Genomic DNA, 25,480 nt, shown 5'->3' on the forward strand with positions numbered 1-25,480 from the left:
CAGGTTCATTCGCTGCCGTTGTCGTCGAGCGACGCGCTCCAGCGGTCTCCCCAGTCCTTGAGCGTGCGCCGGTCGCGCTTGGTGGGGCGTCCCATGGGTTGGCTCAATGCCGGTTCGGGGGCCAGGCGCCGCTGCTCGGCCGCGGCCAGCCGGCGCGCCACCGACGCGGGTGTTTCCTCGTAGAGCTGCTGCGCCACGGGCGCCGGCCCGCGCACCGCGCTCAGGCCCTTCACGGTCACCACACGTGCCTCATTGCCCTGGCGGAACTCGATGGTGTCGCCCACGCGCGGCTCGCGCGAGGCCTTGGCCGCCTGGCCGTTGACGCTCACGCGGCCCTTGTCGATGGCCTCGGCGCTGAGCGCGCGGGTCTTGAAAAAGCGCGCGGCCCAAAGCCATTTGTCCAGGCGCACGCGCTCGGGTTCGGTTCTGCTTGTCATGCGTTCGCGGGTGTCAGGGGCAGGCGCACCGTGGCGTCGAGTCCGCGCACGCTGCCGCCGTCGGTGCGGTTGTCCAGCTCGATCTGGCCACCGAGCGATTGCACGATCTCCCGGCAAATGGCGAGCCCGAGGCCCGAGCCCGAGAGGCTGGGGCCCGCGCGGTGGTCGGTAGCGAATGGCTGGAACAGGCGCTCGCGCAGCGCCGGCGCGATGCCGGGGCCGCTGTCGCGCACGATCAGCGCCGCCGTGCGTTCGTCGCTCAGCAGGCCCACGCGCAGCGCGCCGCCCGGTGGCGAGTGCTTGATGGCGTTGTGCAGCAGGTTGCGCGTGAGCTCGCGCAGCGCCCATTCGTGCGCGCGCACCGGCGCGGCCTGGCCGACGTCGAGCGCGAAGTCCAGGGACCGCTCGGCGATCAGCGCCGACAGGTCGAGCGCCACCGCGCGCACCACGGCGGCCCAGTCGCTCACCGGCACGTCGCGGTCCTGGCGCAGCTGCTCTACCTTGGCCAGGGCCAGCATCTGATTGGCCAGTTCGGTGGCGCGGTCCACGGTGTGCGCGATCTCGTCGAGCGCCTGGCGCGGCTCCACGTCGCCGCGCCGCGCCGACTGCACCTGCGTCTTCAGCACCGCCAGCGGCGTGCGCAGCTGGTGCGAGGTGTCGCGCACGAAGCGCTTCTGGTGTTCCAGCAACTGCGACAGCCGCTGCATGTGCTGGTTGGTGGCATCCAGCAGCGGCAGCAGTTCGCGCGGCGCGTCCTGGCCGGGCAAGGGCGACAGGTCGTTTTCGCTGCGCGAGGCCAGGGCGCGGCTGATGTCGCGCACCGGCCGCGTGGCGCGCTGCACCACCAGCACCACCACGAAGGCGATCACGGCCAGCAGCGCGGCCTGGCGCCACAGCGTATCCACCAGGATCTGGCGCGCCAGTGTCTCGCGCAGTTCCAGGGTCTCGGCCACCTGGATGGTGGCCATGCCCTGGCCCTGCACGCCGGCCACCGGCTGCAGCAGCACGGCCATGCGCACCGGCATGTCGCGGTAGTGGTCGTCGTAGAAGCTCACGAGCGCGGCGTAGATGTTGTCCGAGGGCGCGTGGCGCCGCGGCGCGGGCATGTCGGCGAAGCCCGAGACCATCTCGCCCTGGAAGCCGCTCACGCGGTAGAAGAGGCGGCTGCGGTTGTCGGCCTCGAAGGCCTCCAGCGCGGAGTACAGCACCGTGGCCTGCACATGCACCTCGCCGCCCTGCGACGTCACCTGCAGCTGTTCGCCCAGCGACTTGGCGGTGGCCAGCAGCGTGCGGTCGTAGGCGGTGTCGGCGGCCGCCAGGGCCTGGCGGTACAGCACCACGGTGTTGAACACCACGTAGCCGAACACCGGCAGCAGGATGCCCAGCAGCAGGGTGCGGCGCAGCGAGGTCGCGCGCGGCTTCATGGCTGGGCCTTGATGAGGTAGCCCAGGCCGCGCAGGGTGACGAGTTGCGCGCCGGTGTGCGCGATCTTCTTGCGCAGCCGGTAGGCCACGACCTCGATCGCCTCCGGCTGCACGTCGGGTTCACCGGGAAAGACGAGTTCGAACAGGCGCTCCTTGGCGATGGCATGGCCCGGGCGCGCGAGCACGGCGCGCAGCAGGGCGAGCTCGCGCGGCGGCAGCTCCAGGGGCTGGCCCAGGTGGTACACGGCGCCGCTCTCGCGGTCCACGGCCATGCCGCACCAGGCGGCGGGCGCGGCGTCGGCGTCGCCCGCGCGGCGCACCAGGGCGCGCACGCGGGCCTCCAGCTCGTCCAGGTCGAAGGGCTTGGGCAGGTAGTCGTCGGCGCCGGTGTTCAGGCCCAGGATGCGATCGCCCACGGTGCCGCGCGCGGTGAGGATGATCACGGGCGTCTTCAGGCCGCCGCCGCGCGCCTGGGCCAGCACCTCCAGGCCGTCCTTGCCGGGCAGCGACAGGTCCAGCAGCACGGCGTCGGGCTGGGTGTCGCGCCACACCGCCAGCGCGCGCTCGCCGTCGTCGCAGGTCACCACCTGGATGCCGCGCCGCTCGAAGGCGCGGCTCAGCGTGGCCTGCATGGTGGTGTTGTCTTCGACGAGCAGGAGTTTCATGGGGGGACCGATTATGGGGACGCGCGCGCCTCAGGGTTTATCCCAGGGTGCCCGACAGCCAACTGACAGCCCGCCCGCCGACCATTCGCGGCGTCGTTCCCATCAACCACGGAGACAAGCCATGCGCCGCGATACCTTCCTCAAATCCCTGGCCGCCCTGGCCGCCGCTGGCGCTCTGCCGAACGCGGCCTGGGCCAGCGCCAACATCAAGATGATGATCCCCGCCAACCCCGGCGGCGGCTGGGACGGCACCGGCCGTGCGCTGGGCGACGCCCTGCGCGACGCCGGCGTGGCCTCCTCGGTGACCTTCGAGAACAAAGGCGGCGCGGCCGGCGCCATCGGCCTGGCCCAGTTTTTCAACGCCAGCAAGGGCGACCCGAATGCGCTCATGGTCATGGGTGCCGTCATGCTGGGCGGCATCATCACCGGCAAGCCACCGGTGTCCATCACCCAGGTCACGCCCATCGCGCGCCTCACCACCGAGTACAACGTCTTCGTGCTGCCGGCCGATTCGCCGCTCAAGACCATGAAGGACGTGATCGAGCAGCTCAAGAAGGACCCCGGCAGCGTCAAGTGGGGCGGCGGTTCGCGCGGCGCCACCGAGCACATCGCGGCGGCGCAGATCGCGCAGGCCGTGGGCGTGCCGGCGGCCAAGATCAACTACGTGCCCTTCCGTGGCGGTGGCGAGGCCGTGGCGGCCATCCTGGGCAACAACGTCACCGTGGGCGGCAGCGGCTTCAGCGAGTTCCAGCCCTACATCGAGAGCGGCAAGATGCGCGCCATCGCCGTCACCTCGGGCAAGCGCCTGGACGGCATCAACGTGCCCACGCTGAAAGAGCAGGGCATCGACGTGGAGATCGGCAACTGGCGAGGCGTGTATGGCGCGGCCGGCATCACCCCCGCGCAGCGCGACGCGCTGGTGGCCATGGTGGTGAAGGCCACGCAGAGCAAATCCTGGGCGGAGGCGGTGAAGAAGAACAACTGGACGCCCGCGCTGCTGACCGGCAAGGCCTTCGAGGAGTTCGTGGACCGCGACTTCTCCTCCCTGCGCGCGACCATGGTGCGCGCGGGCATGGTCTGACGCGGACGGCGACATGAGCGACATGCAGCAGCCCGCGTCCACGGACGTGGGACAGGTGGCCATCGGCCTGGGCGCGCTGGGCGTGGCCTTGGTGCTCGCCGTGGGCGCCTGGCAGATCCCCTCGGCCGCGGGTTACTCGGGCGTCGGCCCCGACTTCCTGCCCTGGCTGATGTGCGCGGCCATGGCCGTGTGCGGCGCGCTGCTGGTGTGGCAAGCGTTGCGCGGCGGCTGGCGCCACGTGGAGACGCCTTCGGGCGCCGAGCGCGGCGACTGGCGCGCGCTGGCCTGGGTGGCCGGTGGCGTGGTGGCCAACGCCTCGCTCATCACCACCATCGGCTTCGTGCTGAGCTGCACGCTGTGTTACGCCCTGGCCGTGCGCGGCCTGCGCCTGAGCGAGGGCCGGGCCGGCGGCGGCGCGCGCGCCACCTTCATCGACCTGGTCACCGGCGTGCTGATTTCGGCGCCGGTGTTCTGGGTGTTCACCAAGGTGCTGGCGGTGAACCTGCCCGGCATCAGTCCCAGCGGCTGGATCTGACATGGGCGACATCCTCTCGCAACTCCTGGGTGGCTTCGCCACCGCCGGCACGCCCATCAACCTGCTGTGGGCGCTGGCCGGCTGCGCGCTCGGCACCGCCATCGGCGTGCTGCCGGGCCTGGGGCCGGCCGTCACGGTGGCCATGCTGCTGCCCATCACGGGCCAGGTGGAGCCCACCGCCTCGATGATTTTCTTCGCGGGCATCTACTACGGCGCGATGTACGGTGGCTCCACCACCTCCATCCTGCTCAACACGCCGGGCGAGACCGGCACCATGGTGACCGCGCTCGAAGGCTTCAAGATGGCCAAGCACGGCCGCGCGGGTGCCGCGCTGGCCACCTCGGCCATCGGCTCCTTCGTGGCCGGCACCATCGCCACCGTGCTGGTGACGCTGTTTGCGCCCATCCTGGCCGACTTTGCCGTGCAACTGGGCCCGCCCGAGTATTTCTGCCTGATGCTGCTGGCCTTCACCACGGTGAGTTCGGTGCTGGGGCAAAGCGCCTTGCGGGGGCTGGCCGCGCTGTTCCTGGGCATCTCGCTGGGCCTGGTGGGCATCGACCAGATCACCGGCCAGGTTCGCTACACCGCAGGCATCCTGGAGTTCATGGATGGCGTGGAGGTGGTGCTGGTGGCCGTGGGCCTGTTCGCGGTGACGGAGGCGCTCTACAACGCGCTGTACGAAGGCCGCATGCAGACCGCCATGAACCACCTCAACAAGGTGCACATGACGCGCGGCGAGTGGCGCCGGTCCTGGCCAGCCTGGCTGCGCGGCACGGCGATCGGCTTTCCCTTCGGCACCATTCCCGCCGGCGGCACCGAGATCCCCACCTTCCTGAGCTACGCGACCGAGCGCAAGCTGGCCGACGCCGAGGCGCGGCAGCAGTTCGGCACCACGGGCGCGATCGAAGGCGTGGCCGGCCCCGAGGCGGCCAACAACGCGGCCGTCACGGGCACGCTGGTGCCGCTGCTGACGCTGGGCATCCCGACCTCGGTGACGGCGGCGATCCTGCTGTCCGCGCTGCAGAACTACGGCATCAACGCGGGGCCGCAGCTGTTCCAGACGTCGTCCGCTCTGGTGTGGGCGCTGATCGCTTCGCTCTACATCGGCAACGTGATGCTGCTGGTGCTGAACCTGCCGCTGGTGGGCCTGTGGGTGAAGCTGTTGAAGATCCCGCGCCCGCAGCTCTACGCGGGCATCATGATCTTCGCGACGGTGGGCGTCTACGGCATGCGCCAGAGCGCGTTCGACCTGTACCTCATGCTGGGCATCGGCCTGCTGGGCGTGCTGATGCGCCGCTTCGATTTCCCGGCCGCGCCGGTGATCGTGGGCCTGATCCTCGGGCCGCTGGCGGAAGCGCAGATGCGCAACGCGCTGTCGATCGGCGAAGGCAACTGGCTGATCTTCGTGCAGCGTCCGATGTCGCTGGTGCTGCTGCTCGTGGTGCTGGCGGTGCTGGTGGTGCCGAGGCTGTTGGCGCGGCGGCAGGCGATGGCCGCCGCCTGAAACCACCCCACTTCGGCGCAGCGGCTCGCGGACCCCAGGCCGCGAGCCGCTTCTTGCTTTTCATCATTGCCTGAACCCGCCGATTCGAGGGCATCGTTGTCCGGGGTGCTCGCCTAGAGTCGCCCGCTTCTTCGCATGTGCCGATAGGCGAGCCATGAAAGCACTCTCTTGGCGGCTGTATGCCGTCGCCTACCTGGTGGCCTATCTGACGACAGTCCTGGGTACGGCGTTGTCGATTTTTCTTTGGGCAGCGCCAATGGATTCGTGGCCTGATATCTGGCGAGGGCTGCTCTGGAAAGCCTTGCCGCACGCCGTGCCGCTGGCATGCATCCTGCGTATCGCATGGAACAAACGACGTCAGCCCAAGGGTTGAGACAAGGCGGGGCAGAGACATGAATGGTGATGGGTTGGGTGGGGTGGCATTGGGCCTGACCTTGGCCGTGTTGCTGGTGCGGCCAAAGCCCCGCCATCAACTGCCGCTGGGCGCCGGCGCAAGCCTCTGCCAGTTGAGGGCCGCCCTGGAGGGACGATGGTCGCTGCTGGCCTGGCCACTGGGCGCGGCAGTGGTGGTGCTCGGAATGGCAAGCTGGGCAAGTCGATCGGAATAAGGCCGCTTTCTCTCGCATACCCGCCCCGGGTACCATCCCGGGCATGACCCGCGACGACCGCCTGCCCCGTGACGCGCAGAGCATCCTGGAGCTCGCCGCGCGCTCCATGTTCGATCTCTTCGCCAACGCCAGTGAGGGCATGCTGCTGGTGGACCGGCACGCGCGCGTGGTGTGGATCAACGACCAGTACCGGCGTTTCCTGCCCGCGCTGGGCTTCGACCGCGAGGAAGACTTTGTCGGCCAGCCCGTGAGCAATGTGGTGCACAACACCCAGATGCACCGCGTGCTGGAAACCGGCAAGCCCATCCTCATCGACCTGCTCACCAACCGCGCGGGCACCTTCGTGGTCACGCGCATTCCGCTGCGCGACGACGCGGGCGAGGTCATCGGCGTGCTCGGCATCGTGCTGTTCGACCACCCCGAGACCACGCTGCAGCCCCTCATCACCAAGTTCGCGCGGCTGGAGCAGGACCTGAACGACGCGCGCCGCGAGCTCGCCCACCAGCGCCGCAGCAAGTACACCTTCGCCAGCTTCGTCGGCACCAGCGCGGCGGCGGTGGAGGTCAAGCGCCAGGCGCGCCGCGCGGCGCTGTCCAGCAGCCCGGTGCTGTTGCTCGGCGAGACGGGCACCGGCAAGGAACTGCTCGCGCACGCCATCCACGCGGCCTCGCCGCGTGCGGGCCGGCCCTTCGTCAGCGTGAACATGGCCGCCGTGCCCGAGACCCTGCTGGAGGCCGAGTTCTTCGGCGTCGCGCCCGGCGCCTACACCGGTGCCGACAAGAAGGGCCGCGACGGCAAGTTCAAGCTGGCCGATGGCGGCACGCTGTTCCTCGACGAATTGGGCGACATGCCCATGGCCATGCAGGTGAAGCTGCTGCGCGCCCTGCAGGAGGGCGAGATCGAGCCCCTGGGCTCGAACCAGTTGGTGCCCTTCGACGTGCGCGTGGTGGCCGCCACCTCGCGCGACCTGCCGCTGATGGTGAGGGAAGGGCGCTTCCGCGAGGACCTGTACTACCGCCTCAACGTGCTGCCCATCCGCGTGCCGCCGCTGCGCGAGCGCCAGAGCGACGTGCCGCTGCTGATCGAGGCCCTGTGCGAAGACATCGCCGCGCGCGGCGGAGGACCGCAGCTGGAGTTCGGCCCCGAGGCCCAGGCCCTGCTGGCCGCGCAGGCCTGGCGCGGCAACATCCGCGAGCTGCGCAACGTGCTGGAGCAGCTCGCGCTGCGCACCGACTCGGCCCTCATCGATGCCGCGCAGGTGGACGAGGTGCTGCGCGAGGCCGGCCTGCCCGCCTTGGCGCCGGTGCGCGAGGCGCCGCCCGCCGCGCCCGCGCAGCAGGACGCTCTGCGCCCCCTGGCCGAGCAGATCGCCGAGCTCGAACGCCGGGCCATCGCGCAGGCGCTGGCGGCCACAGGCGGCAACCGCAGCGCGGCGGCCAAGCTGCTGGGCATCTCCCGCGCCAGCCTGTACGACCGGCTCGCCGCGCTGGATAAGCTGTCTGAAATTCCGGCAACTGTCTGAATTTCAGACAAATCGTGTGCGATGGGTTGTCTGAAATTCCGTCAATCGATCGGGTGTCAAAGAAAAATTCCTTTGATATCAAGGCATTGCTGGGTTGGCACGGCATGTGCAAAAGAGGCGCACGGCGCACCGCGCTGTGCCAGCAACCATCAGGAGACAAGCATGTTCGACACCACCCGCCGCCTGGCGGTGATTGCCCTGGCCTGCACGGCCACCCTGGGTTTCGCCCAAGCCAACAAGGGCGAGATCCGCATCGCCCACATCCACAGCAAGACCGGCCCGTTGGAGGCCTACGCCAAGCAGACCCAGGCGGGCCTGATGATGGGCCTGAACTACGCCACGGGCGGCACCATGATGGTGGCCGGCAAGAAGATCGTGGTGATCGAGAAGGACGACCAGGGCAAGCCCGACGTGGGCAAGAGCCTGCTGGCGGCGGCCTACGCCGACGACAAGGTCGACCTCGCCATCGGCCCGACCGCCTCGCCCGTGGCGCTGGCCATGCTGCCGGTGGCCGAGGAGTACCGCAAGATCCTGCTGGTGGAGCCTGCCGTGGCCGACTCCATCACCGGTGACAAGTGGAACAAGTACATCTTCCGCACCGGCCGCAACAGCAGCCAGGACGCGGCCGCCAACGCCGTGGCCCTCGACGCCCCGAACAACGTGATCGGTGTGCTGGCCAACGACAACGCCTTCGGCCGCGACGCCGTGAAGGCCTCCAAGGACTTCACCAAGAAGGCCAAGATCGTGCACGAGGAGTACCTGCCCGTGGGCACGACGGACTTCACTGCCGGCCTGCTGCGCCTGGTCGACAAGCTCAAGGACCAGCCGGGCAACAAGTACATCTCGGTGGTGTGGTCGGGCGCGCCCACGCCCTTCCCCAAGATCGCCGAGATGGAGCTGGACAAGCGCTACGGCATCAAGCTCGCCACGGGCGGCAACATCCTGCCGGCCATGGTGGCCTACAAGCAGTTCCCGGGCATGGAAGGCGCGCTGTATTACTACTTCGGCATCCCCAAGAACCCGGTCAACGACGCCATGGTGGCCGAGCACTACCGCCAGTTCAAGCAGCCGCCGGACTTCTTCACCGCCGGTGGCTTCTCGGCCGCCATGGCGGTGGTGACCGCGCTGAAGAAAACCAATGGCGACACCAACAGCGAGAAGCTCATCCAGACCATGGAAGGCATGAGCTTCGACACGCCCAAGGGCACCATGACCTTCCGCAAGGAAGACCACCAGGCCATGCAGAGCATGTACCACTTCAAGATCAAGGCCGACCCGGCCTTCGCCTGGGGGGTGCCGGAGCTGGTGCGTGAGATCAAGCCCGGGGACATGAACATCCCCATCCGCAACAAGCGCTGAACCTGGCGTGCGCCCGCCGGGCGCACGATCCCCATGCTGCAAACCTCGAACCTCACGGTCCGCTTCGGCGGGCACGTGGCGGTGAACGCTGTCTCCTGCGGATTCGCGCCGGGCACGCTCACCGCCATCGTCGGCCCCAACGGCGCGGGCAAGACGACCTACTTCAACCTGATCTCGGGACAGATCAAGGCCACGGCCGGCACGGTCACGCTCGATGGGCGCGAGCTCACGCCGCTGAGCGCGCCGCTGCGCACGCGCGCCGGCCTGGGCCGGGCCTTCCAGCTCACCAACCTGTTCCCGCAGCTCAGCGTGCGCGAGAACGTGCGCATGGCGGTGCAGGCGCGCGCGGGCGCGGGGCTGGACTTCTTCCGCATCTGGAGCGACCGCAAAGACCTGCTGGACCAGGCCGACGACATCCTGCGGACCGTGGCCCTGGCCGACAAGGCCGAGGCGCGCGCGGCCAGCCTGCCGCACGGCGACCAGCGCAAACTGGAGGTGGGCATCCTGATGGCGCTGGACCCCAAGGTCTACATGTTCGACGAGCCCACCGCCGGCATGAGCGTGGACGAGGTGCCGGTGATCCTGAACCTGATCCGCCGCCTCAAGGCCGACAAGAGCAAGACCATCCTGCTGGTGGAGCACAAGATGGACGTGGTGCGCGAGCTGTCGGACCGCATCATCGTGCTGCACAACGGCGAGCTCGTGGCCGACGGCGAACCCGAGGCGGTGATCGCTTCGCCCGTGGTGCAGCAGGCGTACCTGGGCATCAACCCCGAAGAAGAGGTCGCGGCATGACGCAGCCACTGCTGACGCTCGAAGGCGTGCACACGCACATCGGGGCGTACCACATCCTGCACGGCGTGGACCTCGCCGTGCCCGCCAACCAGCTCACCATGCTGCTGGGCCGCAATGGCGCGGGCAAGACGACCACGCTGCGCACCATCATGGGCCTGTGGCACGCGAGCCGGGGACGGATCACGCTCGCTGGCCAGGAGATCACCGCGAAGGCGACGCCCGACATCGCGCAGAGCGGCGTGGCCTACGTGCCCGAGAGCATGGGCATCTTCGCCGACCTGAGCGTGAAGGAGAACATGCTGCTGGCCGCGCGCGGCGCGCGCTCCATCGACGGCATCGACACGCAGCGCCTGGAGTGGATCTTCGACATGTTCCCGGCGATGAAGAAGTTCTGGCTGCACCCGGCGGGCAAGCTCTCGGGCGGGCAGAAGCAGATGCTGGCGGTGTCGCGCGCCATCGTCGAGCCGCGCCAGCTGCTGCTCATCGACGAGCCCAGCAAGGGCCTGGCGCCGGCCATCATCCAGAACATGATCGAGGCCTTCCGCGAACTCAAGGTCGCGCAGACCACCATCCTGCTCGTCGAGCAGAACTTCAACTTCGCGCGCCAGCTCGGTGACAGCGTGGCCGTGATGGACGACGGCCGCGTGGTGCACAGCGGCGCGATGGCCGAACTCGCCGAGGACAGCGCGCTGCAGGCGCGCCTGCTCGGCCTCTCGCTGGGAGCGCATCAATGAACACCACGGCCATCCCCACGCCCGCCAGCGGCAGCCTTGCGCGCTGGCAGGCGCTGAGAGACTTCGACTGGAAGCCCGTGGCCCTGGTGCCGCTGCTGGCCGCGCTGGCGCTGCCGGCCGTGGGCAGCGGCTCGACCTGGCTCACGCTCACCGTGGCCGGACTGGCCATGGGCCTGATCGTCTTCATCATCGCCTCCGGCCTGACGCTGGTGTTCGGCCTGATGGACGTGCTCAACTTTGGCCATGGCGTGTTCATCGCGCTGGGCGCCTTCGTCGCGGTCAGCGTGTTCGGTGGCCTGAACGCCTACGCCATCGCCGACAGCTTCTGGCTCAACCTCGTGGCCCTGGTGCCTGCCATGCTGGCCGCCATGGTGGTGGCCGGCGCGGTGGGCCTGGTGTTCGAGCGCGTGATCGTGCGCCCGGTCTACGGCCAGCACCTGAAGCAGATCCTCATCACCATGGGCGGCATGATCATCGGCGAGGAGCTCATCAAGGTGGTCTGGGGCCCGGGCCAGCTCGCGCTGCCGCTGCCCGAGACGCTGCGCGGCAGTTTCCTGCTGGGCGATGCCTCGATCGAGAAGTACCGCCTGCTCGCCATGGCCGTGGGCCTGGCGGTGTTCGCCGCCATGGTCTGGACGCTCAACCGCACCAAGGTCGGCCTGCTGATCCGCGCCGGCGTGCAGGACCGCGAGATGGTGGAGTCGCTGGGCTACCGCATCCGGCGCCTGTTCGTGGGCGTGTTCGTGGCGGGCAGTGCGCTGGCCGGCCTGGGCGGCGTGATGTGGGGGCTGTACCAGCAGACCGTGCTGCCGCAGATGGGTGCGCAGGTCAACGTGCTGATCTTCATCGTCATCATCATCGGTGGCCTGGGCTCCACGCTGGGCGCTCTGGTGGGCGCGCTGCTGGTGGGCCTGATGGCCAACTACACCGGCTTTCTCATGCCCAAGGTCGCGCTGTTTTCCAACATCGCGCTGATGGTGGCCATCCTGCTGTGGCGACCGCAGGGCGTGTACCCCGTTGCGAACCGCTGAGGAGCGCCGATCGTGTTGTCCCGTCTGCTCTCCCACGACCTGCCGCGCAGCCGCTGGCTGGCGCTGCTGCTCACGCTGCTGGTGCTGGGCCTGGCCTTCGCGCCTTTCCTGTTTCCCGGCGTGAAGGCGCTCAACGTCGCGGCCAAGGTGCTGATCTTCATCGCGCTGGTGGTCAGCTTCGACCTGCTGCTGGGCTACACCGGCATCGTGAGTTTCGCGCACACCATGTTCTTCGGCATCGGCGCTTATGGCATCGCCATCTCGGCCAGCGCGCTCGGCCCCACCTGGTGGGCGCTGGTCGTGGGCGCCGTGGGCGCGCTGCTGCTGTCCTTCCTGCTGTCGCTGCTCATCGGTCTGTTCTCGCTGCGCGTGCGGGCGATCTTCTTCGCCATGATCACGCTGGCCGTGGCCTCGGCCTTCCTCACGCTGGCCTCGCAGCTGTCGGACATCACCGGTGGCGAAGACGGCCTGACCTTCCGCCTGCCCGAGCTGCTGTCGCCCGGCTTCGCGCTGATGGAGGAGGACTTCCAGGGGCCCTTCGGCGCCGTGCCGCTCAATGGCCGCTTCATCACCTACTACCTGCTGTTCGTGAGCGTGGTGGTCATGTTCCTGGTGATGCTGCGCATCGTGAACTCGCCCTTCGGCCGCGTGCTGCAGGCCATCCGGGAGAACGACTTCCGCGCCGAGGCCCTGGGCTATCGCGTGGTGGTCTACCGCACGCTGTCCAATGTGATCGCCGCGTCCTTCGCCACGCTCGCGGGCTGCCTGCTCGCGCTCTGGCTGCGCTACAACGGGCCGGACACCTCGCTGTCCTTCGAGATCATGCTGGACATCCTGCTCATCGTCGTGATCGGTGGCATGGGCACGCTGTACGGCGCCATCATCGGCAGCGTGGTCTTCCTGGTCGCGCAGAGCTACCTGCAAGACCTGCTGCGTTGGCTCGGCGGGCTCTTCGAGGGCCTGCCGCTGCTGCCCGCGCTGCTCACGCCCGATCGCTGGCTGCTGTGGCTGGGCCTGCTGTTCGTGCTGTCCGTCTACCACTTCCCCACGGGTGTCGTCGGCAAGCTGCGCGAGCGCGCGGCGCACAAGGCGACGAAGGAGTCGACATGAACTTCGCCGCTCTCGAACCGCGCTCGCGCTACATCACCTGCGAGGAGCGCGAGATCCACTTCATGGACTGGGTGCCCGCGCAGGCCGGTGGCCCGGTGGTGGTGGCCTGGCACGGCCTGGCGCGCACCGGGCGCGACATGGACCCGCTGGCGGCGCATCTGTGCGCCCAGGGTTGGCGGGTGATCTGCCCCGACACCATCGGGCGCGGGCTGTCGCAGTGGAGCCCGGACCCGAAGGCCGAGTACTGCCTGGACTTCTATGCGCGTCTGGCGAAGTCGCTGGTCGACCAGCTCGGCCTGAAGCAGTTCCATTGGGTGGGCACGTCCATGGGCGGTGCCATCGGCATGGCCTGCGCGGCCGGGCCGCTGCGCGGGCGCATCGAGCGCCTGGTGCTCAACGACATCGGCCCGCAGCTCGCGGCGCCCGCGGTGCAGCGCATCCGCAGCTACGCGGGCAGTCCCGCGGCCTTCAACACCATGCGCGAGCTGGAGCAGTACTTTCGCGCCGTCTACAAGCCCTACGGCCACTTGCCCGACGCGCAGTGGCGCCTGCTCAGCGAAAGCTCCATGCGCCGGCTGCCCGACGGCCGCGTGACACCGCACTACGACCCGGCCATGGTGCAGCAGTTCGAGCACCACCCCGACGACTACGAACTCTGGCCGGTGTTCGACACCATCGATGTGCCCGTGCTGTGCCTGCGCGGCGCGGAGTCCGACCTGCTGCTGGCCGAGACCGCCGAGGCCATGCGCGACCGCGGGCCGCGCGCCCTGGTGGTGACCATCCCCGGCTGCGGACACGCGCCCGCGCTCAACGTGCCCGATCAGCTGGAGCTGGTGCAGCGCTTCCTGAGCGATCCGCGCGCGCACTGAGCCTGCCGGCTCAGTCCTTCGCGCCCAGGGCCAGCGCGCGTTCGCGGCTGGCGGCCCGCTCGGCCTCGTCGGCGGGCGCCGTGGGCCAGCCCTGCAGGTGCCGCGCGGCGATATCGCCCAGGGCTTGGATCCATTCGGGTCGGTCGTTGAGGCAGGGGATGTAGGCGAAGCGTTCGCCGCCGGCCTGCAGGAAGGCGGCGCGCGCTTCCATGTCGATTTCTTCCAGGGTCTCGATGCAGTCCGCCACGAAGCCGGGGCAGATCAGGTCCACGCTTTTCACGCCCTGGCCCGCGAGCTTCACCAGCGTGGGCTCGGTGTAGGGTTGTAGCCATTTGGCCTTGCCGAAGCGGCTCTGGAAGGTGACGGCGAAACGCTCCGGCGCCAGGCCCAGCGCCTGCGCCAGCAGCCGCGCGGTCTTGTGGCACTCGCAGTGGTAGGGGTCGCCCAGGTGCAGGGTGCGCTCGGGCACGCCGTGAAAACTCATCACCAGCCGCTCGGCCTGGCCATGGGCCTGCCAGTGCTGGCGCACCGAGCGCGCGAGCGCCTCGATGTAGCCCGGGTCATCGTGGTAGCGGTTGACGAATCGCAACTCGGGCACGGCGCGCTGGCGGGCGCTCCAGGCGTTCACGGCGTCGATGAGGCTGGCGGTGGTGGCCCCGCTGTACTGCGGGTAGGCCGACAGCACCAGCACGCGCGTGGCGCCCTGGGCCTTGAGCTCGTCGAGCACCGAGGCGATGGAGGGATGGCCGTAGCGCATGGCGTGGCGCACCAGCACCGCGTGCCCGCGCTCGCCCAGGTGGCCCAGCAGGCGCTTGGCCTGCTTCTCGGTCCAGACCTTCAGCGGCGAGCCTTCGGGTGTCCAGACGCTGGCGTACTTGGCGGCCGACTTCGCGGGCCGCACGCGCAGGATCACGCCGTGCAGGATCGGCCACCACAGCAGGCGCGGGATCTCGACCACGCGCGGGTCGGCGAGGAACTCGGCCAGGTAGCGCCGCAGGGCGGCGGGGGTGGGCTCCTCGGGGGTACCCAGGTTGCACCAGATCACTGCCGTGCGCTCGGCGCGGCCATGGCGGAGGGGCGGTTCGGTCGCGAAGGGCATGCGCTATTCTCTCGCAAGCATGAAAGACGATTCCTTGAGCACGGAGCCCGCGGGGTCCGGCGCCGCCACGCTGGAGCCGTCGCGCGTGCGCGCGATCAGCATCGACCTCGACGACACCCTCTGGCCCATCGCACCCACCATCGAGCGGGCCGAGGCCGCGCTGCTGGCCTGGTTCCGCGAGCACGCGCCGGCCGCGGCCATCCTCGCCGCCAACCCGCAGTCGCTGCGCGAGGCGCGGCACTTCCTGCAGATCAAGCGGCCCGATCTGTCGCACGACCTGAGCGCGCTGCGCCGCGAGTCCATCCGCTTCGTATTGCTCAAGGCCGGCGACGACCCTGAGCTGGCCGAGGAGGCGTTCGATGTTTTCTTCGCCGAGCGCCAGCGCGTGGAGTTGTTCGACGACGCCTTGCCCGCGCTCGAATGGCTGGCCGGGCGCTACCCGGTGGTGGCCCTGTCCAACGGCAACGCCGACGTGCGGCGCATCGGCCTGGGCCAGCACTTTCGCGCGGCCATCAGCGCGCGCGAGTTTGGTGTCGCCAAGCCCGACGCGCGCATCTTTCACGCGGCGGCCAGCGCCGCGGGCGTGCGCCCAGGCGAGGTGCTGCACATCGGCGACGACGCGCAGCTCGACGCGCTCGGCGCCCTGGTGGCGGGCCTGCAGGTGGCCTGGCTCAACCGCGACGGCCACGCCTGGGACCATGCGCCGCTGGCGCCGCACACCACCGTGGCCGACCTCATGACGCTGTGCAACCAGCTGGCCTGACGGAGTCCGTCCCATGAGCCTCACCATCCACGGCATCCCCGCGTCGCGCGCCCTGCGCCCGCTGTGGGCCGCGGCCGAGCTGGGCCTGGATGTCGCGCACGTGCCCACGCCCTACGTGGACGGCAGCACGCGCACGCCGGCGTTTCTGGAGCTCAACCCCAACGGCCATATCCCGGTGCTGATCGACCGGCGCCCCGAAGGCGAGGTGGTGGTGTGGGAGAGCATGGCCTGCACCCTGTACCTGACGCGCGTGCACGGCCGGCCCGATGGCCGCGGCATCGCGCCGGCGACGGCGCGCGAGGAAGCCGAGGCCCTGCGCTGGTCGTTCTGGGTGGTCAACGAGGTGGAACGCGACGCGCTCACCGTGCTGGCGCACCTGCACGCCATGCCCGAAGAGCGCCGCAGACCCGAGCTCGCGCTGGCGGCCGAGCGGCGCCTGGCGGTGCCCTTGCGCGTGCTCGAACAGCACCTGAAGCGCCAGCAGGCCGCGGGACAGGACTGGCTGGCGGCGGGGCGCTTCACCGTCGCCGACCTGTGCGTGGCCAGCGTGCTGAACTGGGTGCGCGTGTCGCGGCCCCTGCTGGGCGCGCACCCGCTGATGCACGAATGGCTGCGGCGCTGCATGGAGCGGCCGGCCTACCTGCGCGTGCGCGAGAGCGGCTGAGTTCAATGATCGGAGCAGACGCATGGCACTCGATTGGCGGCACACGGCCGAAGGCATCGATTGGGATGAGCTGAGCGCGCTCTATCGGGACGCGCCGCTGGGCGACAAGCCGCCGGACCTGTTGCGCACGGTGTTCGGCAACAGCCTGTTCAAGTGCTTCGTGTTCGAGGGCGGCCGCCTGGTCGGCGCCGGCCGGGCGCTGGCGGACGGCGCCGACTGCGCCTACCTCTGCGATATCGCCGTGCTGCCTGGTCACCAGGGCACGGGCCTGGGCAAACAGATCGTTGCCCAGCTCGTGGAGCGCTCACGCGGCCACAGGAAGATCATCCTGTACGCGGTGCCCGGCAAGGAGCCGTTCTATCGGAAGTTCGGCTTCCTGCGCATGAAGACGGCGATGGCCATCTTTTCGAATCCGCAGCAGCAGCTGGAGCGGGGCTACCTCAGCGAGGACTGAGCGCCCGCCCGCGCCTCACCAGCCCCAGACCAGGCGCTCGGACACCCAGCCCGACTCGCCCGTCTCGCGCTCCACGCGCACCCAGTCGCCGCGCTTCTCCAGGGTCTTGAGCAGTTCGCCGTACTGGGCCTGCACCACCACCTCGTTGTTCAGGCCGGGGCCGCTGCGCACGTTGAGGATCTTGCTGGTGACGATGTGGTGCGGTTCGTCGCCGGTGAGCGAGCGCGCCACCCAGCCGGTGTCGCCCTCGAAGTCCTTCACCTCGAGCCAGTTGCCGCGCCGCTCGGTCACCTGCAGCGGAAAGCCGCGCCGCAGCTCCCACAGCACGGTGCTTTTCAGGCTGGGGCCATCGCGCATGTTCACGGTGCTGCCGCTGATGCTGACCATGTTCTGGGCATGGGCGCTGATGGCGGCCACACCCAGAGTCAGGGCGAACAGGCCGCGGAACAGGGATCGTGCAACGGTGTTGACCGGCATGGCGATGGGCTCCTTTCCTCGGGTCAAGAAAAAACAAAGGGGGTGGGAGCCGCTCGCGCGACCCAGGTTCCCCCGAGGGGCCAAGGTTAACAGCCCCGATTCGCCATGCCGAGGGGCGAAGCGGTTCATGAGACCGCCGTACGTCACGGATGGGGCGTTTTCAGCGCCCGCGCGCGGCGGCCTGGCCCGCCGCCTGGCCGCTGCGCACCGCGCCTTCGATGGTGGCGGGGTAGGGGCCGTCGACGTGGTCGCCCGCCGCCCAGAGCCCGGGCGCCACGGTGGCCGGCGGACGGCGCAAGCCGGGCGTGCAGGCGAAGGTGGCGCGCCGCTCGGTGATGGTGCGCAGCGGGATCAGGCCCTCCAGGCCGAGTTGCGCGCGCGCCTGCTCCAGCGTGGCGGCCTGCAGGTCCTCGCGTTCGCCGTGGCTGTCGCTGAGCACGAAGGCCAGCACGCCGGCGTCGGCGGTGCGCAGCCGGCCGCGGTCGAAGGCGAACTGGGCGGGACCGCCGCGCAGCGACACCATGGGCGCGGGCAAGGGCGGGTGCTCGCGCGGGCCCAGGGCGTAGACCGTGGTGATGGCGGTGTGGGCCAGCGCCGCCGCCGTGCCGGCCCAGTCGGGGGCAATGCCACGCAGCGCGTCGGCCGCCACCGGCGCGGGCGTGGCCCAGACCACGCGGTCGACGCGCTCGCTCTGGCCTTCGCCGCTGAGGCGCCAGCCCTGCCCGTCCGCCTCGATGCGTTCGATGCGCCGGCCCAGGTGCACGGCGTGGCCGCGCTCGCGCAGCCAGCGCGCGGCCGGGTCGGGGCCGAGTTCGGACAGGTCGTGGCGCGGCAGCAGCAGGGCCGAGGGCGCGAAGCCCGGCGCGCCGCGGCCGAACAGCGCGTCGCGCATCACGCGCAGGAAGGTGGCGCCGCTGGCCTGGTCGGGCGGCAGGTTCAGGGCCGAGACGCACAGCGGCCCGATCAGCTCGTCCATCACGCGCGGGGGCAGGCCCTCGCAGACAGTGGCCACGGTGTCCGACGCGCCGCAGGCAAAACCTTGCGCGCGCCAGCGCAGCGACACGCGCAGCAGGGCCAGCCGCTCGGCGGCGCGCCAGCCGCGCGCGCCGAGCATGGCGGCCAGCGCGTCCAGCGGCGCGGGCCAGCGCGCGGCCCAGGGCGGCACCGCCAGGCCCTGGCCGTCGGCGAAGCGCAGCGACAGCGGCAGCGCCAGCAGGGCCTCGCGCGGGTTCACGCCCACGGCGCGCATGAAGGCCAGGGTGGCGGTGTAGGCGCCAATGAGGATGTGCTGGCCGTTGTCCAGCGGCAGGGGCGCGCCGTCGGGGGGGGCGATGTCGACCCGGCGGGCCCGCCCGCCCAGGGTGTGGGTGATCTCGAACAGCGTGACCCGGGCGCCACCTTGCGCGGCGGCCACGGCGGCGGCGCAGCCGGCCCAGCCGCCACCGACGATGGCGACGCTGGGGCCCGTGCTCACAGCCGCCCCAGCGCCTGCACCTTCCACGCGAGCCAGAACTTGCGCAGCGGCGTCAGGCTCACGCGGCGCGTGAGCACCAGCAGCGGCTCGGCCTCGATCTCGCGCAGCAGCGTGCGGTAGATGCTGGCCATCATCAGGCCGGGTTTCTGGCTGCGGCGGTCGGCGTCGGGCAGCAGGGCCAGGGCCTCGTCGTAGGTGGCCAGCGCGCGTTGGCACTGGAAGGCCATGAGCGCGGTGAAGCGGCGCTCGAAATCGGCCGCTTCGCCACCCGGCGCCGCGCCGCGGCGCAGCAGCTCGTGCGCCTTCACGTCGAAGCGCTGCAGCTCGTCGATGGGCAGGTAGATGCGCCCGCGCACCGCGTCCTCGCCCACGTCGCGCACGATGTTGGTGAGCTGGAAGGCCAGGCCCATGCGGTGCGCGTACTCGGTGGTGCGCTCCTGCGTCTGGCCGAAGATGCGCGCGGCAACCTCGCCCACGAGGCCGGCCACCAGGTGGCAGTAGCGCTGCAGGTTGGCGAAGTCGAGGTAGCGGCTCTGCTCCAGGTCCATCTGGCAGCCGTCGATGACGCCCAGCAGGTGGCGCGCCTCGATGCCGTAGGCGGCGGCCAGCGGCATCAGGGCCTGCGTCACCGGGTGGCTGGGCTGGCCCGCGAAGGCCTGCGCCACCTCGCCGCGCCACCAGGCCAGCTTGGTCTGCGCCACGCCCGGATCGCTCACCTCGTCGACCACGTCGTCCACCTCGCGGCAGAAGGCGTAGAAGGCCGTGATGGCGGCGCGCCGCTCGGGCGGCAGAAAGAGGAAGGCGTAGTAGAAGCTGCTGCCGGAAGCGGCGGCTTTCTGCTGGACGTAGTCTTGCGGGCTCATGGGGTGCCACGAGTGTACGCATGGCGCCCGGGGCCTCGGGACGCGCCGCCGGGGCCGCGCCCGGCGTCAGCCGGCGAAGGGCGGCGGCTCGGTGGCCGGCCTGTCGGTCGCGGGCAGGGGCGTGGTGGTCTCTGGCCGTGCGGGGACCAGCGCCCGCCAGGCCGCCTGCAACAGGCCCAGGCCTTGGGGCCGCTGCAATGGCGCGAGGTGTTGTGGGGCGGGCTGCAGCAGCGCGTGGCCGAACAGCTCGACCGGTGCGGCCTGGCGGCTCGATGGCTCGCGCCGGTCCAGCCGCAGCAGGGTGGGGTGCAGCGCGCGGGCCAGTTCGGCGCAGGCCTCCTCGGCCATGGCGGTGTGCTCGACGGGGGGCACGACGATATCGACGGCGAAGCGCAGCAGCTCGGGCGACTGCAGGCGGGCGGCGCTGTGGTCCTGCTCCAGCCAGGCGATCAGCAGCCCTTGGGCCAAGGAGCGCCACTCGGGCACGTCGGCGACGCCGCTGTTGTCGAGCGTGTGCAGCACGTGCGCCATCACCGCCTCGGGTTTCGTGCCTTTGGCCAGTTGGTTCAGGCCGAAGCACAGGGCGCCCACGGCCTGTTGCTCGGTGCGGGTGCCACGGGTCAAGGGACCCCGCTCCAGCCAGAGCTTCAGCAGCGTGGCCCGGGGACGCGGCGCGCGCAGCACCAGGGCGATCAGGCGCCCGCGCTGGGGAGTGGTCCACGGGGTGCCGCTGGGCAGGGCCTTCAGCAGTTGGGTCAGGCGCTCGGTGAGGGGGCCGCCGTCCAAGCGGTCGAGCAGCCGCAGCGCGCTGTCGATGGGGGTCGGGGTCGGGGCGGGGAAGGCGCTCAGGGTGAACTCCACCAGCCGCTCGATGAGCGCGCGGGGGGCTTGGGGGCTGTCCGCGAGGGCCTCGATGTAGTGCAGGAGCTGCGCCTGGCGCTGCAGAGCGAGCCCGGGCGTGGCCGCGTCGTCGCGCGACAGGTAGAGGCGCACGGCGTCGTCCACCGGGCGCTTGTCGAAGGACGGCAGCCAGGACGCCATCGCCTCGCGCATGTCGTCGATGCCTTGTTCGAGCGCGAGTTGCTGCGGGGTCTTCTGACCCATGGCTTGCAGGGCCGCCTGCACGGCCTGGGCCTGGGCGTCGTTCCCACAGACGGCGCACAGCGTTCGCATCAACGCCAGGGCGCCGCTGCCATCCAGGCCATTGGCGCCCAGCAGGCGGTGGACCTTCTGGATGTCGAGCACCAGCCGCGCCGCGAGGGCCTGCCGCTCCTCTGCCGCGCCCATGGCGCCCAGGCGCTGGATGTCCAGGGTGATGCCCCGCAGGCGAAGCCCGACGACGCAGCCCGGGGCCTGGTGCCGCTGGGCAATCGATTCAAAGGTCTGCAGCCATTCGGCGGGGAGCGCGCCACGGGCGACCAGCTCGCCGACGCGCGCGCACAGCGCCGTCAAGACTTCGTGGGGCAGTGCGCCGCTGCGGGCTGGCGGGGCACTGCCGAGGTGCTGTTGGGTGAGCCGGTCGAGCAGGGCCCTGCCGCAGCGTTCGATCAGATCGATTTCCTTGCCGCCTTGGTGGTGGGCGGCCAGGCTCAGGGCCGCGAGCAGGTTCGCCGCGCCGGGGATGTGCAGTGCCTGCAGTTGGTGGGCGAACCAGGCCAACTGGTCGAAACGCCCGCCACGCTCGTCGCCGGGGGGCACGAGGCAGTGCTGGCAGCCGCCGTCGTTCCACACGGTGAGTGCGGGCGGCTCGCCCGACTGCAGGGTGTCGAACGCTTGCCGCAGATCGTCGCGCTCCAGGGCCTGGCGGCGCTGCTCGGCGCTGGCGCCGAGCTGGTCCAGCAGCGCGTCGAAGGCGGGGTGGGGCGGCGGATCCTTCTCTGCTGAAAGGAACAGCGCGAGTTCATCGGGCGACAGCCGGTTCGCCTGGGCGCAGTCGCTGGCCAGGCCCTGCAAGGCCTGCAGCAGTTGGGGGTCGATGGCCCCGCGCACCTGGCGAACGGCCTGGCCGCAGGCGAGCATGAGCCGGGGCATCTCCGGGTGATGAGGGTCTTTCAGTTGCAGCACGGTCGCCGACAGCACGAACACGGCGCTCCTCTGTCGGTGCTGGAGCAGAAACTGGCCGAGGTGCAGCAAGTGCTCCACCTGCTGCGCATTTGTCGGCGTGGCGCTGCAGTGCCAGCCGCCGTTGCCGTCCCAGATGCGCAGCACCGGGGGGCGGCTGTCGAGCAGGGCATTGAGCGTCGACTCCAAGGCCTGCGTGGCCTGCGCGAGGACCCGCTGGTCCTGGATGTTCAGCGATGCCTCCAGGAACCGGGCGTTGCGTCGGTTGGCTTCGTTGCGACTGGAGGGGTGAGGTGTGTCGGCGGCCTCGGTGCCGCTTCGGTTGATGAGGGGCTTGTGCTCGGCGCGGGGGATGGACGGTGGTTTGGGATTCGAGAAGAAGAAGGACGAGAAGCGTTGCATGTCGAGGGAAAGCGCGAGCGGAGGGGAAGCGCCTTCAGTAACCGCCACGTCCCGCGCGGCTCATCACCTTTCCCTCACCTCAGTAGGTCACCGTCAGCACCACGCTGTCGCTGTAGCTGCCGGCCGGCACGCTCTGGTTGGCGGGTAGGCGGCCGTAGACGGTGTGCGACTTGCTGCCCGGCAGGCACACCAGGTTGAGCAGGCTGGTGGTGATGGTGCCGCCGGTGGTGGGACCGCTGGCGCCGCCATCGCCCCAGGGCTGCTGGCGCAGGCTGTCGCTGAACAGGCCGTAGGCCAGGCGGCCCGCGCCGGCGGCCAGTTGCCGCTGGGCGCCGCTGGCGTGGTCGCCCACGGACAGCGAGAGCGTGTAGCTGCTCTTGCAGGCGAGCAGCAGGTACTGGGGCGTGCAGGTGACCAGCACGGCCGCGCTGCTGTCGGCGCGCGCGCCGCCTGGCGAGGTGTAGTTGCCGAAGGCCAGGGCCGTGGCGCTCACGCTGCAGCTCTGCGCCCGGGCGGCGGTGCCGCAGAGCAGGGCGGTCAGCAGCAGGAGCAGTGCGCGCAGGAGGGGCTTGGTGTTCATGGTGTGCAGGTGAATGGGCCCAGGGTGGCGGCGGCGCCCTGGGTCGGTGCGAGCGCAAAGCTCACCCGGCACAGGCCCTGCGGGCCTTCGACGCGCAGGGTGTTGAAGTCGTCGAGATCGGTGAGCCAGACCTGGCCGCCGTGGGCGAAGGGCGCGCCTTCGTCGCCGGCCGGGGCGCCACCGGGCGCGCGGTAGGCGCGCGCGCCCGGTGGCACGGGGCTGCCGTCGGGCAGGCGCACGCTGACCAGCGCCGAGCGCGTGCGCCGGGCAGGGAAGCGCACGCGCACCACGGTCTGCGCGGGCGGGCGCACCTGCAGCTCGGGCACGCCCAGCACCACGTCCAGCGGCAGCACGTCGGCGGCCACGCCCAGGGTGTTCTCTTGCCAGGGCTGCAGGCCCCAGACCCAGGCCTGGCCTTTGGCGTCGGTGACGGCGGTGTCGCGGTGGTTGAGGCGCACGCCCACGCCGCCCATGCCCTCGATTTCCACGCGCGCGGCGGCGGCCTCGCCGATGGTGCGGCCCAGCATGGGCTGGCCGCCAATCCACAACACGCCGCCCTGCGCCGCGACGCGCAGGTGGGCCTCGGGGTCGTGGCGCCATTTCGTGGCTTGCGCTTCCACACGGCCGAGTTGGCCCAGCCAGCTGACGCCGGCCAGGGCGCTCAGCGCGTCGCTGCCCCCCTGCAGGCGCCAGCCCAGGCCGCCGGCGTCGGGCTCGCTGCGCTGCGCCTGCACGGTGAGGCCGGCGTCCGCGCCGGCCTGCGCGCGCGCGGCCAGCGTGGTGTCGGGGCTCAGCGCGCGGGTGAGCAGCAGGGCCGCGCTGAACTGGCCGTCGCGCCGGTACAGGCTCAGGCCGGCGTGCCAGTGCGCGCCCAGGCGGCGCTGCAGGCCGGCGGTGAGCACGCGTGTGTCCTGCCCCTGGGCGCCGCGCTGCCACACCAGGCCGGCGGACAGGCTGGTCTGGCCGATGCTGGTGCCGGCGAACAGGGTGGTGCGCCGCTGCGGCAGGCGCGAACCGTCGAGCGAGCGGAAGCCGGTGCCGGCGGTGTCGATCGTGGCGCTCAGGCTGCCGGCGCGCGCCACGCGCTCGAAGCCGATGGCGGTGCGCTGGCCGGCGCCGGTGCCGTCGGCCTGGCTGCGCCCGAGCTGCAGGCTGAGCACGCCCGCGCCCGCCACCACCCAATGCGCGCCCAGGTGCACGGCGCGCACGGCCTGGCCCGCCTCGGCGCGGCCCAGCAGGGTGAGCGTGTCGCTCAGTCCGTGGCGCAGGCTGCCGGCGATAAAACCGCCACCGTAGGTGTCGCTGGCCGAGGCGTAGCCGCGGCGCAGCACGCCGGCCTCCGCGCAGTGCTCGCTCAGGCCCTGGCGCAGCAGGCGCGGGCTGCTGTAGTAGGGCACCACCTGCACGCGCTCCACACCCAGCAGGTCGCGCTGCACCACGCGGATCTCGCCCGCGCCGGTCACGCCGGGCAACTGATCCAGGGTGTAGTTGCCCGGCCCCACCTGGGCGCTGCCGGCCGGGCGGTTGTCGATCAGCAGGTCCACACCGCTGGGCACCTGCGCGCTGCCCGACACCGAGGGCAGGGGCTGGGTGACGAGGTCGGGGCGCAGGCTGAAGTCGGTGCCGTATTGCGCGCCGGCGAAGCGCAGCGCGGGCGCAAGCTCGCCGCCGCAGGTGATGGCGTCGCCCAGGCTGGCGCGCCACAGGCCGTTGGGGTCGCTGTGCTGCAGGCTGGTGTCCAGCCGCTGCCAGCGCGGCAGTCCGGCCGGGTTGGCGCCGGCGCGCAGCACACCGCTGGCGCGCGCCAGGCCGCCGGTGCTCCAGCCGAAGCCGCGCAGGTCGAGCAGGGCGGCGGTGCTGCTCTGGCCGCCGCTGCGTTCGGCGTTCACGCTGTAGTCCATGGCCAGGCCGGGCAGGGGCTCCATCAGCGGCGCCTCGCTGTCGCTGCGACCGTCCAGGCGCAGGCGCTGGGCCAGGAACTGCTCGGGCGGCGCCTGCAGCGCCAGCCGCTGCTGGGCCTTGTCGAAGCGGGGCGACCAGTTCTGCAGGCCATGGTGCGCCACGCCGGCGATGGTGCGCGGCGGATCGGCGGGGCGCAGGCGCCAGCGCGCCAGGGTCTCGGCCGTGGCGTACCAGCGGCCGTCGTCCTCCATCAGCGGCGCGAAGCCGTCGACGCGTTCGCCGTTGAGCCAGACCTCCAGCAGGCGCGGCGCGGGTTCGGCCCGCGCGGGTGTGAGCGCGCCGCACAGGCCGATGGCGAGCAGCAGGGCCTCAACGCGGCGCCACCGCATCGACCACCCCGCGAAGCGGCCCCGCGCTGGTGTCGGCGTCGTAGCGCGTGGTGGCGGCCGACCAGCCGGCCGGCAGCGTCCAGCGGCACCCCTGGCCGGGCAAGGCGTAGCAGGGGCCGAAGTGGGTGCTGCCGCCCTGGTCCGACAGGAGTTGCAGGCCATGCACGTGCAGGTGGCGCCCGCCGGCGTTGTGCAGCTCCAGCGTGTCGCCGTGGCGCTGCCACTGCGGCTGGGCCGCCGGCGTGGCCACGCCGGTGACGAACACCGGCAGGCTCACGCGCAGCAGCAGCTGCACGCCGTCGTCGACGTCCCCAGGCGTGGGCACCTGGCTCAGCCAGAGGCGGTGGCTGCGCTCCACGCCCGACTCCACCGCCTGGCGCAGGCCCACGCGCACCACCTGGGTGGCGCCTGGCGCGAGCTCGAAGATGGGCGGGTTGACGATGAGCGCCTGCGTGGGCTTGAGCCGGTCGGCCCCGCCGTCCTGGCTCCAATCGAAGGCCTCGGCCTGCAGCAGCAGGGGGCGGGTGGTGGGGTTGTGCACCGTCAGCTGCGAGGCCGGGGCGCGGCTGCCCAGCTCCAGCCGCACGGGCCGCACCTGGAAGGCCGACGCGGCCGGCGGGAAGGCCAGCGCGAGAACCACTGGCGCGAGCAGCGGGGCGAGCAGGCGCTTCATGCCGG

The 25,480-nt window shown here is 71.1% G+C and carries 25 protein-coding genes; 14 read left to right on the forward strand and 11 right to left on the reverse strand.

What is annotated here, in order from left to right:
• Positions 1-5: 5 nt before the first annotated feature.
• The 3 genes from SOM08_RS09260 to SOM08_RS09270 are packed head-to-tail and all read right to left on the reverse strand — an operon-like array spanning position 6 to position 2,526.
• Positions 6-437, reverse strand: a complete 432-nt coding sequence (locus tag SOM08_RS09260) for an RNA-binding S4 domain-containing protein (RefSeq protein WP_322470544.1) — start codon at positions 435-437, stop codon at positions 6-8.
• Positions 434-1,861 carry a sensor histidine kinase gene (locus tag SOM08_RS09265; RefSeq protein ID WP_322470545.1) on the reverse strand — a complete coding sequence of 476 codons (1,428 nt, stop codon included), beginning with the start codon at positions 1,859-1,861 and terminating at the stop codon, positions 434-436. The genes SOM08_RS09260 and SOM08_RS09265 overlap by 4 nt, the downstream gene beginning before the upstream one ends.
• Entirely contained in the window at positions 1,858-2,526 is a 669-nt protein-coding gene (locus SOM08_RS09270; RefSeq protein ID WP_116957702.1) for a response regulator transcription factor, read from the reverse strand. Before SOM08_RS09270 ends, SOM08_RS09265 begins: the two co-directional genes overlap by 4 nt.
• A gap of 121 nt (positions 2,527-2,647) precedes the next feature.
• Here SOM08_RS09270 and SOM08_RS09275 point away from each other — a divergent pair, with 121 nt between their 5' ends.
• The 11 genes from SOM08_RS09275 (at position 2,648) to SOM08_RS09325 (ending at position 13,674) form a co-directional block, all read left to right on the forward strand.
• Positions 2,648-3,607: a Bug family tripartite tricarboxylate transporter substrate binding protein gene (locus SOM08_RS09275; RefSeq protein WP_116957703.1), complete on the forward strand. Its 960-nt coding sequence runs from the start codon at positions 2,648-2,650 to the stop codon at positions 3,605-3,607.
• 13 nt (positions 3,608-3,620) lie between these two features.
• Complete coding sequence (locus SOM08_RS09280) at positions 3,621-4,142, forward strand: tripartite tricarboxylate transporter TctB family protein (protein ID WP_116957704.1); 522 nt, start codon at positions 3,621-3,623, stop codon at positions 4,140-4,142.
• A gap of 1 nt (position 4,143) precedes the next feature.
• Positions 4,144-5,646 carry a tripartite tricarboxylate transporter permease gene (locus tag SOM08_RS09285; protein ID WP_322470546.1) on the forward strand — a complete coding sequence of 501 codons (1,503 nt, stop codon included), beginning with the start codon at positions 4,144-4,146 and terminating at the stop codon, positions 5,644-5,646.
• A 154-nt stretch (positions 5,647-5,800) separates the two neighbouring features.
• Positions 5,801-6,019 carry a hypothetical protein gene (locus SOM08_RS09290; RefSeq protein ID WP_147326174.1) on the forward strand — a complete coding sequence of 73 codons (219 nt, stop codon included), beginning with the start codon at positions 5,801-5,803 and terminating at the stop codon, positions 6,017-6,019.
• Between the two features lie 278 nt (positions 6,020-6,297).
• Positions 6,298-7,776: a sigma-54 interaction domain-containing protein gene (locus tag SOM08_RS09295; RefSeq protein WP_116957706.1), complete on the forward strand. Its 1,479-nt coding sequence runs from the start codon at positions 6,298-6,300 to the stop codon at positions 7,774-7,776.
• A 162-nt stretch (positions 7,777-7,938) separates the two neighbouring features.
• On the forward strand, positions 7,939-9,135 hold the full coding sequence (locus SOM08_RS09300) for a substrate-binding domain-containing protein (RefSeq protein ID WP_116957707.1): 1,197 nt from the start codon (positions 7,939-7,941) through the stop codon (positions 9,133-9,135).
• A 33-nt stretch (positions 9,136-9,168) separates the two neighbouring features.
• Positions 9,169-9,930 carry an ABC transporter ATP-binding protein gene (locus tag SOM08_RS09305; protein ID WP_116957708.1) on the forward strand — a complete coding sequence of 254 codons (762 nt, stop codon included), beginning with the start codon at positions 9,169-9,171 and terminating at the stop codon, positions 9,928-9,930.
• Positions 9,927-10,664 (forward strand): ABC transporter ATP-binding protein, encoded by a 738-nt coding sequence (locus tag SOM08_RS09310; RefSeq protein WP_322470547.1) that lies wholly within the window; start codon positions 9,927-9,929, stop codon positions 10,662-10,664. Before SOM08_RS09305 ends, SOM08_RS09310 begins: the two co-directional genes overlap by 4 nt.
• Positions 10,661-11,695, forward strand: coding sequence for a branched-chain amino acid ABC transporter permease (locus tag SOM08_RS09315; protein ID WP_181936408.1), 1,035 nt, complete (start codon positions 10,661-10,663; stop codon positions 11,693-11,695). Before SOM08_RS09310 ends, SOM08_RS09315 begins: the two co-directional genes overlap by 4 nt.
• 12 nt (positions 11,696-11,707) lie before the next feature.
• Entirely contained in the window at positions 11,708-12,805 is a 1,098-nt protein-coding gene (locus SOM08_RS09320) for a branched-chain amino acid ABC transporter permease (RefSeq protein WP_181936409.1), read from the forward strand.
• Positions 12,802-13,674 (forward strand): alpha/beta fold hydrolase, encoded by an 873-nt coding sequence (locus SOM08_RS09325; protein WP_116957711.1) that lies wholly within the window; start codon positions 12,802-12,804, stop codon positions 13,672-13,674. The genes SOM08_RS09320 and SOM08_RS09325 overlap by 4 nt, the downstream gene beginning before the upstream one ends.
• 10 nt (positions 13,675-13,684) lie before the next feature.
• Here the strand turns inward: SOM08_RS09325 and hemH are convergent, their stop codons facing one another.
• Positions 13,685-14,773 carry a ferrochelatase gene (gene hemH / locus SOM08_RS09330; RefSeq protein WP_322470548.1) on the reverse strand — a complete coding sequence of 363 codons (1,089 nt, stop codon included), beginning with the start codon at positions 14,771-14,773 and terminating at the stop codon, positions 13,685-13,687.
• A 19-nt stretch (positions 14,774-14,792) separates the two neighbouring features.
• Between hemH and SOM08_RS09335 the strand changes: the two genes are divergently transcribed.
• From SOM08_RS09335 to SOM08_RS09345, 3 genes are read left to right on the forward strand one after another with little or no spacing between them, the layout of a single operon-like run.
• Entirely contained in the window at positions 14,793-15,536 is a 744-nt protein-coding gene (locus tag SOM08_RS09335) for an HAD family hydrolase (RefSeq protein ID WP_116957713.1), read from the forward strand.
• Between the two features lie 13 nt (positions 15,537-15,549).
• Positions 15,550-16,200, forward strand: coding sequence for a glutathione S-transferase family protein (locus SOM08_RS09340; protein ID WP_116957714.1), 651 nt, complete (start codon positions 15,550-15,552; stop codon positions 16,198-16,200).
• A 22-nt stretch (positions 16,201-16,222) separates the two neighbouring features.
• The gene (locus tag SOM08_RS09345; RefSeq protein ID WP_116957715.1) at positions 16,223-16,654 is read left to right on the forward strand and encodes a GNAT family N-acetyltransferase; all 432 of its coding nucleotides are present in this window, start codon (positions 16,223-16,225) and stop codon (positions 16,652-16,654) included.
• Positions 16,655-16,669: 15 nt separating this feature from the next.
• Here the strand turns inward: SOM08_RS09345 and SOM08_RS09350 are convergent, their stop codons facing one another.
• From SOM08_RS09350 to SOM08_RS09380, 7 genes are all read right to left on the reverse strand, one after another.
• A complete protein-coding gene (locus SOM08_RS09350) occupies positions 16,670-17,131 on the reverse strand; it encodes an SH3 domain-containing protein (protein ID WP_116957716.1) in 462 nt (153 codons plus the stop codon).
• A gap of 160 nt (positions 17,132-17,291) precedes the next feature.
• Positions 17,292-18,605, reverse strand: a complete 1,314-nt coding sequence (hpnE, locus tag SOM08_RS09355) for a hydroxysqualene dehydroxylase HpnE (protein WP_322470549.1) — start codon at positions 18,603-18,605, stop codon at positions 17,292-17,294.
• The gene (hpnD, locus tag SOM08_RS09360) at positions 18,602-19,468 is read right to left on the reverse strand and encodes a presqualene diphosphate synthase HpnD (RefSeq protein WP_245980809.1); all 867 of its coding nucleotides are present in this window, start codon (positions 19,466-19,468) and stop codon (positions 18,602-18,604) included. The genes hpnE and hpnD overlap by 4 nt, the downstream gene beginning before the upstream one ends.
• A gap of 66 nt (positions 19,469-19,534) precedes the next feature.
• Entirely contained in the window at positions 19,535-21,931 is a 2,397-nt protein-coding gene (locus tag SOM08_RS09365) for a hypothetical protein (protein ID WP_322470550.1), read from the reverse strand.
• Between the two features lie 79 nt (positions 21,932-22,010).
• Positions 22,011-22,511: a spore coat U domain-containing protein gene (locus SOM08_RS09370; RefSeq protein ID WP_116957718.1), complete on the reverse strand. Its 501-nt coding sequence runs from the start codon at positions 22,509-22,511 to the stop codon at positions 22,011-22,013.
• Complete coding sequence (locus tag SOM08_RS09375; protein ID WP_322470551.1) at positions 22,508-24,802, reverse strand: fimbria/pilus outer membrane usher protein; 2,295 nt, start codon at positions 24,800-24,802, stop codon at positions 22,508-22,510. Before SOM08_RS09375 ends, SOM08_RS09370 begins: the two co-directional genes overlap by 4 nt.
• Positions 24,783-25,475 (reverse strand): molecular chaperone, encoded by a 693-nt coding sequence (locus tag SOM08_RS09380; protein WP_322470552.1) that lies wholly within the window; start codon positions 25,473-25,475, stop codon positions 24,783-24,785. Before SOM08_RS09380 ends, SOM08_RS09375 begins: the two co-directional genes overlap by 20 nt.
• Between the last annotated feature and the right edge of the window lie 5 nt (positions 25,476-25,480).

Origin of the sequence: Hydrogenophaga sp. SNF1 (assembly GCF_034421675.1) — a bacterium.
Taxonomy (GTDB): domain Bacteria; phylum Pseudomonadota; class Gammaproteobacteria; order Burkholderiales; family Burkholderiaceae_C; genus Hydrogenophaga; species Hydrogenophaga borbori.

Coding starts and splice junctions, on each gene's coding strand:
- SOM08_RS09260 (WP_322470544.1), bottom strand. CDS start 437: ATGACAAGCAGAACCGAACCCGAGCGCGTGCGCCTGGACAAATGGCTT.
- SOM08_RS09265 (WP_322470545.1), bottom strand. CDS start 1,861: ATGAAGCCGCGCGCGACCTCGCTGCGCCGCACCCTGCTGCTGGGCATC.
- SOM08_RS09270 (WP_116957702.1), bottom strand. CDS start 2,526: ATGAAACTCCTGCTCGTCGAAGACAACACCACCATGCAGGCCACGCTG.
- SOM08_RS09275 (WP_116957703.1), top strand. CDS start 2,648: ATGCGCCGCGATACCTTCCTCAAATCCCTGGCCGCCCTGGCCGCCGCT.
- SOM08_RS09280 (WP_116957704.1), top strand. CDS start 3,621: ATGAGCGACATGCAGCAGCCCGCGTCCACGGACGTGGGACAGGTGGCC.
- SOM08_RS09285 (WP_322470546.1), top strand. CDS start 4,144: ATGGGCGACATCCTCTCGCAACTCCTGGGTGGCTTCGCCACCGCCGGC.
- SOM08_RS09290 (WP_147326174.1), top strand. CDS start 5,801: ATGAAAGCACTCTCTTGGCGGCTGTATGCCGTCGCCTACCTGGTGGCC.
- SOM08_RS09295 (WP_116957706.1), top strand. CDS start 6,298: ATGACCCGCGACGACCGCCTGCCCCGTGACGCGCAGAGCATCCTGGAG.
- SOM08_RS09300 (WP_116957707.1), top strand. CDS start 7,939: ATGTTCGACACCACCCGCCGCCTGGCGGTGATTGCCCTGGCCTGCACG.
- SOM08_RS09305 (WP_116957708.1), top strand. CDS start 9,169: ATGCTGCAAACCTCGAACCTCACGGTCCGCTTCGGCGGGCACGTGGCG.
- SOM08_RS09310 (WP_322470547.1), top strand. CDS start 9,927: ATGACGCAGCCACTGCTGACGCTCGAAGGCGTGCACACGCACATCGGG.
- SOM08_RS09315 (WP_181936408.1), top strand. CDS start 10,661: ATGAACACCACGGCCATCCCCACGCCCGCCAGCGGCAGCCTTGCGCGC.
- SOM08_RS09325 (WP_116957711.1), top strand. CDS start 12,802: ATGAACTTCGCCGCTCTCGAACCGCGCTCGCGCTACATCACCTGCGAG.
- hemH (WP_322470548.1), bottom strand. CDS start 14,773: ATGCCCTTCGCGACCGAACCGCCCCTCCGCCATGGCCGCGCCGAGCGC.
- SOM08_RS09335 (WP_116957713.1), top strand. CDS start 14,793: ATGAAAGACGATTCCTTGAGCACGGAGCCCGCGGGGTCCGGCGCCGCC.
- SOM08_RS09340 (WP_116957714.1), top strand. CDS start 15,550: ATGAGCCTCACCATCCACGGCATCCCCGCGTCGCGCGCCCTGCGCCCG.
- SOM08_RS09345 (WP_116957715.1), top strand. CDS start 16,223: ATGGCACTCGATTGGCGGCACACGGCCGAAGGCATCGATTGGGATGAG.
- SOM08_RS09350 (WP_116957716.1), bottom strand. CDS start 17,131: ATGCCGGTCAACACCGTTGCACGATCCCTGTTCCGCGGCCTGTTCGCC.
- hpnD (WP_245980809.1), bottom strand. CDS start 19,468: ATGAGCCCGCAAGACTACGTCCAGCAGAAAGCCGCCGCTTCCGGCAGC.
- SOM08_RS09365 (WP_322470550.1), bottom strand. CDS start 21,931: ATGCAACGCTTCTCGTCCTTCTTCTTCTCGAATCCCAAACCACCGTCC.
- SOM08_RS09370 (WP_116957718.1), bottom strand. CDS start 22,511: ATGAACACCAAGCCCCTCCTGCGCGCACTGCTCCTGCTGCTGACCGCC.
- SOM08_RS09375 (WP_322470551.1), bottom strand. CDS start 24,802: ATGCGGTGGCGCCGCGTTGAGGCCCTGCTGCTCGCCATCGGCCTGTGC.
- SOM08_RS09380 (WP_322470552.1), bottom strand. CDS start 25,475: ATGAAGCGCCTGCTCGCCCCGCTGCTCGCGCCAGTGGTTCTCGCGCTG.